General features: G+C 63.4%; 10 protein-coding genes and 2 pseudogenes. 4 read left to right on the forward strand and 8 right to left on the reverse strand.

From position 1 onward, the window contains the following. The 3 genes and pseudogenes from NE850_RS38490 to NE850_RS38500 all read right to left on the reverse strand — a co-directional run. A pseudogene (locus NE850_RS38490) lies at window positions 1-139 on the reverse strand (electron transfer flavoprotein subunit beta/FixA family protein); the annotation flags it as partial. A 15-nt stretch (window positions 140-154) separates the two neighbouring features. Continuing rightward, window positions 155-703: pseudogene (locus NE850_RS38495) on the reverse strand (acyl-CoA dehydrogenase); the annotation flags it as partial. Window positions 704-775: 72 nt separating this feature from the next. Next, window positions 776-2308, reverse strand: coding sequence for a succinate CoA transferase (locus NE850_RS38500; protein WP_310700331.1), 1533 nt, complete (start codon window positions 2306-2308; stop codon window positions 776-778). Between the two features lie 169 nt (window positions 2309-2477). Here NE850_RS38500 and NE850_RS38505 point away from each other — a divergent pair, with 169 nt between their 5' ends. Then, window positions 2478-3392, forward strand: coding sequence for a LysR family transcriptional regulator (locus tag NE850_RS38505; protein ID WP_007178457.1), 915 nt, complete (start codon window positions 2478-2480; stop codon window positions 3390-3392). Between the two features lie 145 nt (window positions 3393-3537). After that, window positions 3538-4758, forward strand: coding sequence for a GGDEF domain-containing protein (locus NE850_RS38510; protein ID WP_310700332.1), 1221 nt, complete (start codon window positions 3538-3540; stop codon window positions 4756-4758). A gap of 25 nt (window positions 4759-4783) precedes the next feature. On the opposite strand, the gene NE850_RS38515 is transcribed toward NE850_RS38510, so the two are convergent. Then, complete coding sequence (locus NE850_RS38515) at window positions 4784-5833, reverse strand: quinone oxidoreductase (protein ID WP_007178459.1); 1050 nt, start codon at window positions 5831-5833, stop codon at window positions 4784-4786. A 219-nt stretch (window positions 5834-6052) separates the two neighbouring features. On the opposite strand from NE850_RS38515, the gene NE850_RS38520 reads away from it, so the two are divergent. After that, window positions 6053-7423: an MmgE/PrpD family protein gene (locus tag NE850_RS38520; protein ID WP_310700334.1), complete on the forward strand. Its 1371-nt coding sequence runs from the start codon at window positions 6053-6055 to the stop codon at window positions 7421-7423. Between the two features lie 96 nt (window positions 7424-7519). Then, complete coding sequence (locus NE850_RS38525; RefSeq protein ID WP_007178461.1) at window positions 7520-8248, forward strand: GntR family transcriptional regulator; 729 nt, start codon at window positions 7520-7522, stop codon at window positions 8246-8248. 31 nt (window positions 8249-8279) lie between these two features. On the opposite strand, the gene NE850_RS38530 is transcribed toward NE850_RS38525, so the two are convergent. The 4 genes from NE850_RS38530 to tcuA all read right to left on the reverse strand — a co-directional run bounded on the left by NE850_RS38530 (window position 8280) and on the right by tcuA (window position 14303). Continuing rightward, window positions 8280-9686 (reverse strand): MmgE/PrpD family protein, encoded by a 1407-nt coding sequence (locus tag NE850_RS38530; protein ID WP_007178462.1) that lies wholly within the window; start codon window positions 9684-9686, stop codon window positions 8280-8282. Between the two features lie 38 nt (window positions 9687-9724). Continuing rightward, complete coding sequence (locus tag NE850_RS38535; protein WP_011492935.1) at window positions 9725-11119, reverse strand: MFS transporter; 1395 nt, start codon at window positions 11117-11119, stop codon at window positions 9725-9727. Between the two features lie 158 nt (window positions 11120-11277). After that, the gene (locus NE850_RS38540) at window positions 11278-12774 is read right to left on the reverse strand and encodes an MmgE/PrpD family protein (RefSeq protein WP_232064404.1); all 1497 of its coding nucleotides are present in this window, start codon (window positions 12772-12774) and stop codon (window positions 11278-11280) included. Window positions 12775-12821: 47 nt separating this feature from the next. After that, window positions 12822-14303 carry an FAD-dependent tricarballylate dehydrogenase TcuA gene (gene tcuA / locus NE850_RS38545; protein WP_011492937.1) on the reverse strand — a complete coding sequence of 494 codons (1482 nt, stop codon included), beginning with the start codon at window positions 14301-14303 and terminating at the stop codon, window positions 12822-12824. Window positions 14304-14522 lie beyond the last annotated feature (219 nt).

Here is a 14522-nt window from a genome sequence, read left to right on the forward strand (position 1 = left end):
CCGCTTCTTCAACCGCGATTTCATCGAACGGATTCATCGACATCTTCACGTTCGCGATGTCGACGCCCGTGCCGTCCGACTTCACCCGGACTTTCACGTTGTAATCGACTACTCTTTTGACTGGCACAAGAATTTTCACTCACATCCTCCTCAATTACACAACGTCCCAGACACGCTCACCGCACCAGGACCGATCTTCTGACAGCGCCGACACGCCCTTTGCACTCTCCACGCTGACGATCGCCGCTTCGAGCGCCGCCGCCTGCGACAGCACATGTTCCGCGCAAAACCGCGCTGTCGCGCGCTACGCGCCGTGGAACTTCGGATCGGTCTGCATCGGCCGCGCCGACGCCACAGCATTGCGCGCGCCATCTGCCGGCCGCTCGGCATGAGCGCTTGCGCGGCCGTCCCGCCGTCGTGCAGCGTATTGCGGCCGACCAGATCGTTAGCCTAACGGCCGTTATGCTCTAGTAAATCGGCAGGATGCGCGCGTCGCGGCAGAACTGCACGGCGCCCGTTTCCTCGATGAAGCCCGTGCGGCATGAGCCTGCACGCCGAGGCTCGTCACGTCGATCGAAAGTTCGGTGCTCCAGCCTTTCAAGATGAGCGCGAGGTATTCGTAGCGCGCCCGATGCGCGGCAGGCGCCGCGTCGTCGGGATGGCGGGGCGCAAGGTCGCTATGGGCAGCCGCCACGTATGCAAGAACACCGAGCACCAACTGCACGATGTTCTGCGCCATGCCGGAAGCAGTAGAACCCGGCTCCGCCGCTCGCTGTCAGGCAGGCTCGGGGATGCGCGGCGAAGCCGGAGGCGACGTCTGAATATCTCGCATGCTGTGGCGCTCACGATAATGCGCGTGCCACGCGAGTGCTTCTTCGATCAGATGGGGCGTCTGTCCGCCGCGCGCACCCGCCTTTGCCACGTAATCGCGCAGCGCGTCGCGGTACAGCGGGTCCGCGCAATGCATGATGATCCGCTGCGCGCGTTCGCGCGGCGCCAGTCCGCGCAAGTCGGCCAAGCCGTGCTCGGTGACGATCACGTCGACATCCTGTCCGATATGGTCGACGTGCGACACCATCGGCACGATGCTCGAAATATCGCCATTCTTCGCCAGCGATTTCGTCACGAACACAGAGAGGTACGCATTGCGTGCAAAGTCGCCGGAGCCCCCAATGCCGTTCATCATGTGCGTGCCGCCAACATGCGTCGAGTTCACGTTGCCATAGATATCGCATTCGAGCGCGGTGTTCACCGCAATGACGCCCAGCCGGCGAATGACTTCCGGATGATTGCTGATCTCCTGCGGCCGCAGCAGGACGCGTGACCGGTAGCGCGCCAGCCCCTCGAAAAAGCGTGTCTGATATTCACTCGACAGCATGATCGCAGACGCACACGCGAAGTCGACACACCCGGCATCGAGCAACTCGATTGCTCCGTCCTGAAGCACCTCTGAATACATGCGCAGGCCGCTAAAACCTGAATCGACGAGCCCATGCAATACCGCGTTCGCGATCGAGCCGACGCCGGCCTGAAGCGGCTGCAACGAGGAACCCAGCCGACCCGCGCGAACCTCGTGCGAGAAAAAGCTGCTCAGATGCCCGGCAATCTGCGTGGTGTCGGCATCCGGCGGCAGAACCTTGTTGGGGCTGTCGCCCTTGCGCGTGACGACGATCGCAGCAATCTTTCTGGGGTCCAGAGGAATATACGGAAGGCCGATTCTTTGCGCCGCGTTCGTGAGCGGGATAGGCTCCCGGGCGGGACGTGACAGCGGCAGATAGACGTCGTGCAGCCCTTCGAGCTCGAGCGGCATATCCAGGTTGATCTCGACGATAACCTGCTTCGCGAGCGCGGCGAACACCGCCGAATTGCCGACCGACATGGTCGGCACGATACCGGCCTCGCCAACCGCCACGGCTTCGATCACGGCGACGTCGACGGGTCCGAGGAATCCGTCTCGCAGTTGCTCCGCCATCTCCGACAGGTGGAGGTCCATGAACATGGCCTCGCCGGCGTTGATCTGGTTGCGCAGGGATTTGTCCGACTGAAAAGGCATGCGCCGGGAAATTGCACCCGCATCGGCGAGCACCCCGTCGACCTCGTATCCCACCGATGCGCCTGTCATCAGCGTGATCCGTAACGACTGCTCGCGGGCGCGCGCAGCCAGCGCGAGAGGGACTGCCTTGCAGTCGCCGGCGGCACCAAAGCCGCTCATGCCGACGGTCATGCCGTCGTGAATCAGCGATGCGGCCTCCTCTGCCGTCACAATCCTGTCGCGAAGCTGCGACAGGCGAATCCGCTCCTCAAACACTTCCGCCTCCTTTGATACGGGACTTTATGCCGACACGACGCCATTCCGTTCGATGAATGACGCCTATCCGGCTCTATATGTCATCAAGTTTAATGAAGATTCATCGATGCATAACGTGATTTAATGTCATGAATTCCAGTCGTTTTTTTCATGACCTCGTGGTACGGACATGCCGATCGATATCCGCGCATTGCGCTACTTTGTGGAAACCGTCCAGCTGGGCAGCTTCACCCAGGCGGCGGCCGCTGTCTTTGTCACCCAGTCGACAATCAGCAAGATGGTGCGGCAGCTCGAAGACGAAGTCGGTCAACCGCTTCTGATCCGAGACGGCAGGCAGGTGCAGCTCACCGATGTGGGGCGTGTGGTCTACGAGCGCGGCTTGCAGGCACTCTCCGTGATTCGCGAACTGCAAACAGAGGTCGCCGACGTTGCGCAGCTCGGTCGCGGCCAGCTCACCGTGGGCATGCCGCCAATGGGCAACCTGTTCTTCCCGGCCGCCGTCAGGGCCTTTCAGCAACGCTACCCGAAGCTCGAACTGCGGCTCGCCGAACACGGCGGGCAGTTGCTCGAACAGAAAGTGATCGCGGGTGAACTGGAAGTAGGCGCAACCGTGCTATTGCCGGGAAGCAGCCAGGAGCAGCTCGCGACCCGCGTGATTGCGCGCTGCACGATCTGGGCCGTGGGACCGCGCGAGGTGCCGTGGGCGGGACGCCGCACCGTGAAGCTCGCCGCGCTGAAGGATCAGCCGCTGATCCTGCTGGACGACGGATTTGCGTTGACCCGGCGCCTTCACGCGGCATTTCAGGAGGCCGGCATCGAGCCGCACGTGGTGGCCAGAAGCGGACACTGGGACTTTCTTGCGGCGATGGCGGCAGCGGGGCTCGGCACCACCTTCCTGCCCGAACCGTTTCTGGCGCGCCTCGACGTCGGCAATCTCGCGATCGCGCGGGTAACGGAGCCCGCGCTCGACTGGACGCTCACGCACATCTGGTCCCCGGATCGCTACATGTCACACGCCGCGCGTGCGTGGCTCGCCATATGCGACGAAGTGTTGGGCAAACAGGCGCGCGTCGGCGCGCCTTAGCCTTGGAGCGCCGTTATCGACTTGCGGCCGGGCAATGAGCAACTGCATTGCATGCGTAACATCTGAGGATTGCTGCTAGCATCGCGGAGCGTAACGCCGCTGTAGCCGGCGCTACCGGCGCATTTCCGTTACCTGGGGTAGCAAGGTGATTCTCGATATCCGGACACTTTACGTTGTCACTGCAGTCGCCTGTCTCGTACTCGGCGCGCTGCAGCTGGTCGCCTACGGTACACAACGGTTTGAGCGCTGGCCGGCATGGTGGGGCCTCAGCAATGTGCTGCTGGGATTGGGAACGCTCGGCGTCGCGCTGCGCGGCACGGCGCCTGATTTCGTGACCGTGCAATTGGCGAACGTGGTGACGGTAGCCGCGTTTCTGTTGCTGCTCGTGTCCGTGCGTGCCTTCGCGCAGCGACCGCCACTGCCCTGGTGGCTGATAGTGTGCATTGCTGCGTCGCAGGTGCTGCTCTTCACGTTCTGGTCCGCGCCGGGCGACTTCCGCGAGCGTATCGCATTCGAATCCGTGCTCTTCGCGCTATTCGACGCGGCGATCGTCGTCGAAGGAGTGCGGCTGGCACGGCGGCATCGGCTCAAGTCCGCGTGGCTGCTCGCCGGATGCTTCGGTGCGACCGCCTTGCTGTTTTCGGTGCGTGCAGCGATGGCCACACGGGGTGCGATCGGCGGCACGACCCTGTTTTCTTCCCCCACGCCGATCTACCAGTGGATGGCTGCGACTGGCGAGGTGTTCATCACGCTGCGCGGCTTCACGTTGCTGCTGATGGCCGCCGAACGCAGCCACCAGTTGCTGTTCGACCATGCGCAGCGCGATCCCTTGACGGGTGCGTTGAATCGCGGCGGCCTGCGCCTGTCGTATGAGCGGGTGGCAGCCGCTCGCGGCATGGCGCGACACGACGACACGATGTTGGGCCTCGTGTCGCTCATCGTGATCGATCTCGACCACTTCAAGGCAATCAACGACACACATGGCCATACGATGGGCGACGATGTGCTGCGGCTATTCGCGACCACCGCGCGCGACGACCTGCGCACCGGCGACACGCTTGCGCGCTATGGCGGCGACGAATTCGTCGCGATGCTGCCGCACACCGGCGGCGACGAAGCCCTTGCGCTCGCCGAACGGATCCGCGTCGCGTTCGCGAATGCGACTGGCGCGCTCGTTGCGCTTGCGGTCCAGCCGACACTGAGCGTCGGCATCGCTACCGGCAGCCTCGCCGACGACACGCTCGACACAATCCTGCAACGCGCCGATGAGGCGCTCTACCGCTCGAAGCGCGAAGGCCGTAACCGTGTGCGCGTCGCGGCACTCTGTAACGGAGATAGTAGGGATGACGAAATGCTGGCGGATTGATCCGGGTGGCGTTTCCTGCTTCTCGCTATGCGCTGTCTGAAGGCAACACATAGTCCTTCTTTAACGGCTTCCCCAGATCGAGCACGGCCTTTCCGATCTGACGCCGCTCCTCGAGGGCCGCGTGCGCGTCTTCGACGTTATCGAGCGAGTAAGAACCTTGGATCGAAACCGATAGCGAGCCGTCGAGCAGAGCCGTGAACACATCGTCGGCACGGCGCTGGACGGATTGCGCATCGGCAAGATGATCCGCCAGCCGCGGCCGCGTCAGATACAGCGAACCGGATTCGCCTAGTTCGATCGGATCGAGGTCGTTCAGCGAACCGGACACAGACCCGTAGTTCACGACGAGCCCACGCGTTCGCGTCGCCCGAAAACTGTCGCGTAGCGTCACCTTTCCCACCGGATCGAAGACCACGTCAACGCCCTTTCCGCCGGTTGCTTCACGTACGGCATCGGCAAAGCGCCCGTTGTCGTAGAGCACCACATGGTCAGCGCCAAGCCGACGCACGACCTCGGCTTTCTGCTCCGAACTCGCCGTGGCGAAAATCGTCGCTCCCGCGCGCTTGCCCATCTGGACGAGCAACTGGCCAATGCTGCCGGACGCCGCGTGAATCAGGCAGGTGCGTTCCGACGCAAGTTGACCGACGTCGTGGCAGAGGTAGTGCGCCGTCGATCCCTGGAAGATCGCGGCGGCTGCGAGATCGAAGCCGACTGCATCCGGGATTCTCGCGACGCGGGCCGCCGGCACGACCGCGAACTCGGCATAACTGCCCCATGCAATACACCACGCGACCCGATCGCCCGGCACGAACGACGTCACCTCCCGACCGACCGCTACGACTTCACCTGCTCCTTCCATGCCAAGCGTGACCGGCAAACGTACCGGATAGGTCGTGGACTTCGCGTACTTGCCCTGGCGTGTGTGAACATCCATGAAGTTGATGCCGGCGAAGGCCACCTTGATCAGCACATCAGCGGGACCGGGCGCAGGAATGGGGAAGTCCTGCCGCAACAGGACTTCCGGGCCGCCATAGTTAACGATGCGTATCGCTTTCAAATCAATTCTCCATTGCATGTCAGGACGGCGCCGCCGCGGAAAGCCGCGGAAAGAACTCCGCGCGCCGAAAACCCGGATCCGAAAACCGTTTTACGCGCTAGAGTACATTGGTATACACTCGTACTCAATATAAAAAACTGTATAACGCCAGCGCTTTTAGCCACCACCGGGGTGTCGCGACAGTTGGTGCCGCCTCGTCAGCCGCAGCGACATCAGGACTTATGGAGGCGTGACGTCATGACCAATCTTGCGCGCGAATTCACGGAACTCATCCTCGGCTGGTCTGCGGACGATCCGGCGTTAATCGAGCGCTGCCAGTTGCTGCTGATGGACGGCGTCGCAGTGGCCGCGGCCGGCGCGTCGGAGCCGGGACCGACGCACGTGGCGCAGTTGTCGCAAGAACAATCCGAATGCAGCGGGCCGGCCACCGTCATTGGCCACGGGTTTAGCGCGCCACCGCCAATCGCTGCGCGCATCAACGGCATGTCGATGCACGTGCTCGATTACGAACCGATGTGGAATCCACCCAATCATGCGGTGTCGCCGCTGCTTCCGGCGCTACTCGCACTGGCCGAGCAACGGGAACATACGTCAGGTGAACCACAGGGCGAGGCGCTGCTGCGCGCGTTCGCGAAAGGTATCGAAGCGCAGGGGCGGCTGCGGTTATCCTCGGCGCAGATCGAGCCGGCCCAGTTGAGCCTGCATCCGCCGGGCGTTGTCGGGCCGTTGGCGACCGCGCTCGCATGCGCCGATCTGCTCGGGCTCGACACGTTGTCCGCGACGACGGCGCTTTGCATCGCTGCGTCGCGCAGTAGCGGAGTGATGGCCAACATCGGCTCACAAACGAAAGCGCTGCATTGCGGCGACGCCGCCGCACATGGTCTCGAAGCCGCGCTACTCGCGCGTCGCGGTTTTACCGCGAACCCCGACGCGCTCGGCGGCCCGCGCGGCTGGGGCCATGCCTACTTCGGCGAACGTTTCACAACTGAACCGCTGCTGGCGCCGCTCGGCGTGGGCCGTGCGCTGGTGCCGGGTCCGTCGTGGAAGCTGTTCCCGTCGCAATTCGCGACACATTTCGGCATCGCAGCCGCGCTCGACGTCCGCGCACAAATCGATGCGTCCGCCACATTCCACGCAGACGACATAACGCGAATCGAATTGCATGCGCCGGCAATGCCGTACATCGACAGGCCGTTTCCGGAAACCGGACTCGACGGCAAATTCTCGTGGCAATACACGGCGACGATTGCGTTGCTCGACGGTAAGGTCGACCCGGCGTCGTTCACCAACAGCCGTCGTTTCGCCGAAGACGCGCAGGCGCTGCTCAATCGCTTCACACTGTCTGCCGACCCGGGCATTTCCGGCGCGCTGGACAAGATGCACGTAGAGATCACGGTGCATCTGAAGGACGGCCGCACCGTGACCTCACGCTGCGACGCCCCGCCCGGAAGCTGGAGCCGCCCGGTCGACGCCGAAGCGGTAACGAAGAAGACGCGTAGCCTGCTGGAAAGCACGCTCGGTCACGAGCGCGCGGATCACACGCTGAAGTCGGTCACGCAGCCACCGCGGCTTCTGAGCGTACGCGCGCTGATGGCGTGTCTGCGCTGAGCGCCGTCGCTGCCGACTATACTTGTCGTACCGTCTGCCGTATGGCGGGCCTTACGGCAAACCGTTCCGGACACAATGACATCGAAGGTTAGATCTGTGAGTGAAAAATCCAGTGCAACGATCGGCGACGCCGAACTGACAACGGATTTCGGGCAAGGCTCGCTGGCGCAATACGTGTACGCACAATTGCGTCAGGAGATTCGCGACCGCCATCTCGCGTCCGGCGACCGGCTGCGCGAAACCGATATCGCCGAACGTCTCGCCGTGAGCCGCACGCCGGTTCGTGAAGCCCTGAAACGGCTCGAAGCCGAGGGTGTCGTGCGCTTCGCGTCGCCCCGCGGTTTCGTCGTCGTGCAACTGTCGCCGAAACAGGTGATGGAACTGTACGCGATGCGCAAGGTGCTGGTCGGCGCGGCGGCCCGCTTCGCGGCGGAACAGGCTTCGCCGATCGAGATCCTCTCGATGCAGCAGGTTATCGGGCAACTCGAACGCGCGAAGAGCGCTGACGAGGTAGCGTCGCTGAATCGGCGGCTGCACGAAATCATCGTTGCGGCCGCACATAACGAGTATCTGTACAAAACCTCGAACGTGCTGATCGACGCACTTGGCCTGCTCGGCTCGACGACCTATTCCATGCCGGGGAGAATCAAAAGCGGGCTGAAGGAGAACAAGGAGATTGTCGCGTGCATTGCGAAGCACGACGCCGACGGTGCGGAGCGCGCCGCGCATCAGCACGTCGCCGCGGCCACCGAACTCCGTTTGCAGATGCTATTCGGCGCCGAAGCGGACGCGAGCGCCGCGGCGCGTTCAGGCGCCCGCGTCTGAGCACAAGGCCGGGCGCTGACTGGCGGTCGGCTCACGCGTCGCGCAAAAGACGCGTCAACGATCGCACCTTGCGCCGCCCCGGCGCGAGCAGCACCTCGAGCAGCGCATCCACTCTATCCGGCGACAGACGCAACCCGGCGGTTCCGCGAAACTTTGCAGCAATCGCATTTTCGTCGAGCACGCGAGCGCCACTGCCGAGATTGACCGGCACGTATTCGCTCCGCTCGCTGCCATCGTTGAGCCGAACCGTCACACGCCCCGAGAAATACTTCGGGAATTCCGTATCCGGATCGACAACGCAGCGCACCTTGCTCGCCAGTTGAAGAATCCGCGGATCCGCGAGACTCCCGGCTTCCAGTTCAGCGAGACCAAAACGGCCGCGCAGCAGGCACGCCGCGACAACGAACTGAGTACTGAACTTCGCTTCATAGTCGCTGCGCGGCAGGATCTTCGACGCGGCCGGTTCGGCGACGATCGGCATGGTCGGCGCGGGCAGCATGCAGATCACTTCGTCGATATCGGCGGCGTTCGATAAACCCGGTTGCAGCAACAGCGCGGCTTCCGCACAACCGTGAATGAAATGACACACGGGATACGGTTTGATCGCCGTACCGAGCATGGCCCAATGTTCACCCAGCCCGGCGCCTATCGACCCGCTATCCACGTCGGCCGCGTGCTGCTGCAAGTGCGAATCGAACAACCCGAAACGGCCTTCATAAGGCCGTGACGGTCCGGCAAAGCCGTTCTGCGCAAGATGGGCCGCAGTGATGCCCGCGAGCGCACCCCAGCCCGGATGCATGCGCTTGGTCCACGCGCCCTCCTCCAGAAACACCTGCACGCCCGACGCGGTGCTGGCCGCGATGCCCTGCGCGGCGATCAGTTGCGCGACGTCGAGTCCCATCAGCTTTCCGGCGACGATCGTCGAGCTGAAGTGAGAGACGATTCCGGTCGCGTGAAAACCCGCGTGATGAAAGCCGCCCTTCACGGCTGCGCCGATCCGGATCGCCGTCTCCATGCCGGCGACGTAAGCGGCGAGCAACGTATCCCAATCCGCGTCGACCGCTTCGCCCACGGCGAGCGCCGCCGGCAGGCAGGCGACCGTCGGATGCACGATGCTGAGCGGATGCGTGTCGTCGAAATCCAGGCCGTGAATCAGGAAGCCGTTCGCGAGCGCGGCATCGCGCGGCGCGAGCGTCAGCGAAGCGCCGATCACGGTGGCATCGCCGCGCGAGCCGGCCGCTTCGAAACCGCGCAGCGCCGGCGCGGCAAACGGAAAATGATGAGACGCGAACGCGAGACCGATTGCGTCCGTGATGTGATGCGTCGCCTTGCGCCGAAGTTCATCGGGCAATGCCGACGGTTCCAGCGCCCAGGCGAATTCCGCCAGCATGCGGGCGATCGGCGTTTCGCCGGCTGTGAGCGAACGGGCTGTCGTCATGAGTCGCGCGTCCTTGTCTGAAGCTGAATCGGAAATCATCAACGATCTCCCGGCCGGAGGATCGGCGCATCGAGCGGGTTGTCCGCCGCTTGCGCGAGCACGGGGTTGATCGATTCGAGCCGGCGTCCCGTCGTTCGCGCGCCGAACAGCAGCGTAACGGCGGCAGTCGCGAGCCATGCGCCTGCGATATACACGAAGACCCACACATAACCGAAGTTCATGAAGATCCCCGCGACGATGAACGAGTTGCCGACGTTCGCCAGCCGCCCCATCCCATACGCGAAGCCCGCGCCGGTATTGCGGATATCGGTCGGATACTGTTCCGGCGTATACGCATAGCACAGCGCGGCGAAGGTCTGGATCAGCATGCCGACCAGAAACCCGAACGACACGATCAGCACCGGCTGGAAGCTCAGCCCGTACAGCAGCCCGAACACGGCGATCAGCGCGGCCGCCCCCGCGATGCTGAACTTGCGTTCGAAACGGTCGGCGAGAAATACGGCGATCAATGCGCCAGGCACCGCGCCGATGTTGATCAGCGTGATGTAGGTGAGGCTGTGAACGATCGTGATGCCGTGCTGGACGAGAAGCGTCGGCACCCACGCCTGGAAGCCGTAAAAGCCGAGCGTCTGGAAGATCCAGATCGCCCACAGCGTCATCGTGCGGCCAATGTACTGGCCTTTGAACATCGACGTCCAGGGCGCGCGCACTTCAGCCGGCCGGTTAATGGCGACCGCCTCGGGCAATGGACCGGTTGTGCGCACGACCTCGGCTTCGATCAGGCTCAGCGTGCGGTCCGCTTCTTCCATGCGGCCCTGCCGCGCGAGCCAGCGCGGCGATTCCGGGAAATGCTTGGTGAAAACCAGGAACACGATGCCGAGCGCACCCCACACGAAAATCCAGCGCCATCCATCGGGGCCGGACGGCACCACCAATCGCGCGACCCAACTCGTGATCGGAATGCCCATCAGCGCAATGACCATCGCCCAGCTCTGCCACGTACCGCGCGTTTTTGCGGGAAAGAGTTCGGCGATGTACGCCATCACGACCGCCGTCGCCGACGAAATGCCGACGCCGGTCAGCACGCGCGTGATCATCAGCATTGGAATGTCGGGTGCGAGCGCGTTGGCGAGCGAAAACACCGAATAGGCGATGACGTAGCAGATCAACGCGCGCTTGCGGCCGATCTTGTCCGACAGCATGCCGCCCAGCGTCGCGCCGAGAAACATGCCGAAAAAGCCCGCCGACGTCAGCATTGCAATGCTCGACATCGTGAGTCCCCATTCCTTGACGAGCGCGGGCGCAGCATACGAAAAGGTGAAGATGTCGCTGATATCGAAGAAAAACGGCAAGCTGACGAGAAGCAACAAACGCCGGTGAAAACGCGACACCGGCAAGCGGTCGATCCGCGCGGCAATCAGTTCGTCATTCACGGGACACCTCCCGCGCCGCGACCCATTCGCGACCACTACGAACCGCACCTGCTATCTCAAACGCAAAGAAAGCGTTCAGCATGTTTGTCTCCATCCGTAGTTTTAATGTCACCCGCGGTCCTGCTTCGTGCTGCGATACAAACGTTACTGCGCGTCCGTCACGGCACCCACGACGTTTCCACGAGGGTATTGCGAGGCGCCGCCACCACCTTCAGGTCGCGCTCGGCTTCAGCGCCGCCGGGCAACGTGCGCCTGGTCATCAACCGCGCGAGCTGGCTGACGTCCGTCACAGCTTCCAGCGATTCGAGCCTTTCATAAAGCGCCAGCGCTTCCGAGGAGCCGATCGCGCGCTTGCTGCAATCGGAAAACTTCTCCCACAGTTCTTCGCCCGACATCGGATGATCGCCGCCACGGCCGATCAGATCGTCGACGCGGCGTGACAGCACGCGGCCATCGCGCATCGTCACCGTTACTTCGGCGCCGAACTGAAGCGGCGAATCTTCCGGCATGCCGGGATGCGGGTCTGTGCGCGTGATCGCAAGCAGACGCCGGATGCGCGGATCGCGATGTGCGTCACCTTCGAAATGCTCGAGACGCACCACACCGTCCAGCAACGCTCGTGCAACCGCGTACTGCACGCTGAATTTCGCGTTGAGCGAGGTCTGCGGATCGGGATTGTTCGTATGCGGCAGGCGGCGGGCATGCGGCTGGATATGAATCGCTTCGATGTCGTCGGCCTTTACGCCGTCTTCGCGAACCAACGCCAGCGCCATCGCGATCGCCGGATGCGTGCTGCCGCAGCAGGGAAACTGCTTGAGGCCCATTGTCGGACTTTCGATTTCGAGCGGCGCACACCAGTCTTCGAAAATCCGCGTGGCGTCGTAGGTGCCTGGACCGTTGAACGCGTTGAAGAAGCCCTGTTTGTGCTCAAGGGCCGTGAGATTCGCGCTGAAGCCGCGTTCCGCGAGCAGCACGGCAAGCAGGCCGTTGCGGCAGCAATGGCCGACATGCAATGGCTTGACCATCGTGCCGAAGTTCGCCTTCAACCCCGCTGCCAGCGACGCCGCGATCGCAAGCGCCGTGGCGGTTTTGTCCACGTCGAGTTTGAGCAGATGGCTGGCAGCGGCGGCAGCGCCGAACACGCCGAGCGTCGAAGTCGGATGCCAGCCCTTGTCGTAATGATGGTAATTGACCGCGCGGGCGAGGCGGATCTCCGTTTCAATGCCGATCACGTAGGCCGCGATGACCGCTTCGCCGCCCAGTCGCCGCTCTTCCGCGAGCGCGAGCAGCGGCGAGATCAACGGCACGGACTGGTGTCCGCCCATCGGCTGGCTGAAATCATCGTAATCGAGCGCATGCGAGGCGGTGCCGTTCACGAGTGCGGCGTCGAGCGCGGACGTCTTGCGGGCCGTGCCGAATACCGAACACTTGCCAGGTGCTTCAGCGACGCCCGGCGTGTCCAGCAGAATGCGCACGCATGGCTCCGCCGAACCGGCGAGCGTGACGCCAATCGTATCGATGAATGCCGTGCGCGCCACCGCCAATGCGCGCGGCGTGATGTGCTCCGCACCGAACGCGTGAATGCGATGCGCAAGACGCAGCGTGATCGGCATGTCGCGTTCGTCGGGGATGTCAGAGGCCGTATGTGATGTCATGTTCATTCCATTCCCCTGTTCGTTCGCTGCGGAGTGTCCGCTGCGCGCTAGGTACGCGCTGACGTGCGGCCTGCGATCCGCCCGAAGGTCGCGCCCGAAACCAGGCCCGTGCCGGCCGGATAGTTGTCGTAGAAAAGGCCGCCGACCATCTCGCCGCAGGCCGTCAGGCCGGGGATCGGACGCCAGTCCGTACCGATCACGCGCGCCTGTTCGTCGACCTTGACGCCGCCGAAGGTGAACGTGATGCCGCCCGTCGCCGTGTAGGCGTAGAACGGCGGCGCATCGAGTTTCAGCGCCCAGTTCGTCTTGTCCACACCGAGCCCTTGCGTGCCGAGGCCGTCCTTGCCGGTCGGATCGAAACCGTCGGATACTTCGTGCGCCGCAGCGTTGTATTCCTGCAGGGTTTTCAGCGCGCGCGGCTTGTCGTCGATATCGAGCTGTTCGACCAGCGCTTCGAGCGTGTCGGCCTGTAACGGATCACTCGTCGAATAACGCGGTTCGAGCAGATGGACCGTCTTCGAATCGAACAACTGATAGGCCTTCGCGCCCGGTTCGGCGAGAATCGCGCGGCCGTACTTCGCGTAGGTGAACATCGCGCCGTCCTCACCTTCGTCGACGAAGCGATTGCCCTTGCGGTTGATCATGACGCCGTACAGGTAGCTCAGCCGGTTGCTGCGGTCCGTCATTTCGCGCGGCGCGAAATTGCCCCAGTCGGCGCTGATCGGCGTTGCGTGACAGCCGCTCCACTGCCCCCACGGCATGGCGCCGATGTCCATTGCCATGCGCAGTCCGTCGCCCTGGTTGTGCGGCGTGCCGCGCACCTTCGCACCGCCCACGAGCGGACCGATATGCTGCGTGCGCATCTGCACGTTCGCTTCGAAGCCGCCGCAGCCGAGCACGACGGCGTGACTGTGCAGTTCGCGCATGCCTTCGTCGTCACGAATGCGTACGCCGCAGACGCGCCCCGTTTCGTCCTGCAGGAGTGCCATCACGGCGGCGCCATAGCGCACTTCGATACCCATCCGCTCGACCGTCGCAAACCAGCTGCGCGACAGCCCGACGCCTTCATGTTCCGCGCGAACCACGAGCCCACGCGCCCAGATGATCTGATTGCCCTTGCGAACACCCGTCAGGCTGACGGCCGGTTCCATCTTGATCTGACCCGTTTCGTGCATCCAGAACACGGTCTCTTTCGAGTTGTCCACGAGCACGCGCGACAGCACCGGGTCCGTCTGACCGCTCGTCACACGCATCAGATCGCCGTGAAAGTCGTCCCGGGTGTAGGGCTGAATGCCCGCGTAGAAATCTTCGAATTCTTTCTCGACGCCGGGTACCAGCGGGCCGATTTCGCGCGGATCTTCGAACGCGAAGCGCAACACACCACCGCTCCAATGGGTGTTGCCGCCACGCATCGCGCGCGGCGCCTTCTCCAGCACGACGACGCGTGCGGCGCCGTTTTCGCGCGCCGACACTGCCGCCGCCAGCGCGGCATTGCCGGCCCCTACCACGATCACGTCATAGTCCGCCATTGAGTCACTCCTCTCGTAGACATGTTGCAGAGCAAGCAGGCACGCAAGCTGTCCATGTCAGCACGCGGAAACTCCCGCGGTATCCGATCGGGGAGCCCCGACGCGTGGTGGACATTGCATTACGCTATCGAAGTCTGGTTTTCAGAATACTTCTGTATACACAAGTACTCTAATCAGTACATTCCCTGATACAGAGCAAGGACGTGCGTGGAACCAAAG

Origin of the sequence: Paraburkholderia sp. USG1 (assembly GCF_031570135.1) — a bacterium.
Lineage (GTDB): Bacteria > Pseudomonadota > Gammaproteobacteria > Burkholderiales > Burkholderiaceae > Paraburkholderia > Paraburkholderia dioscoreae.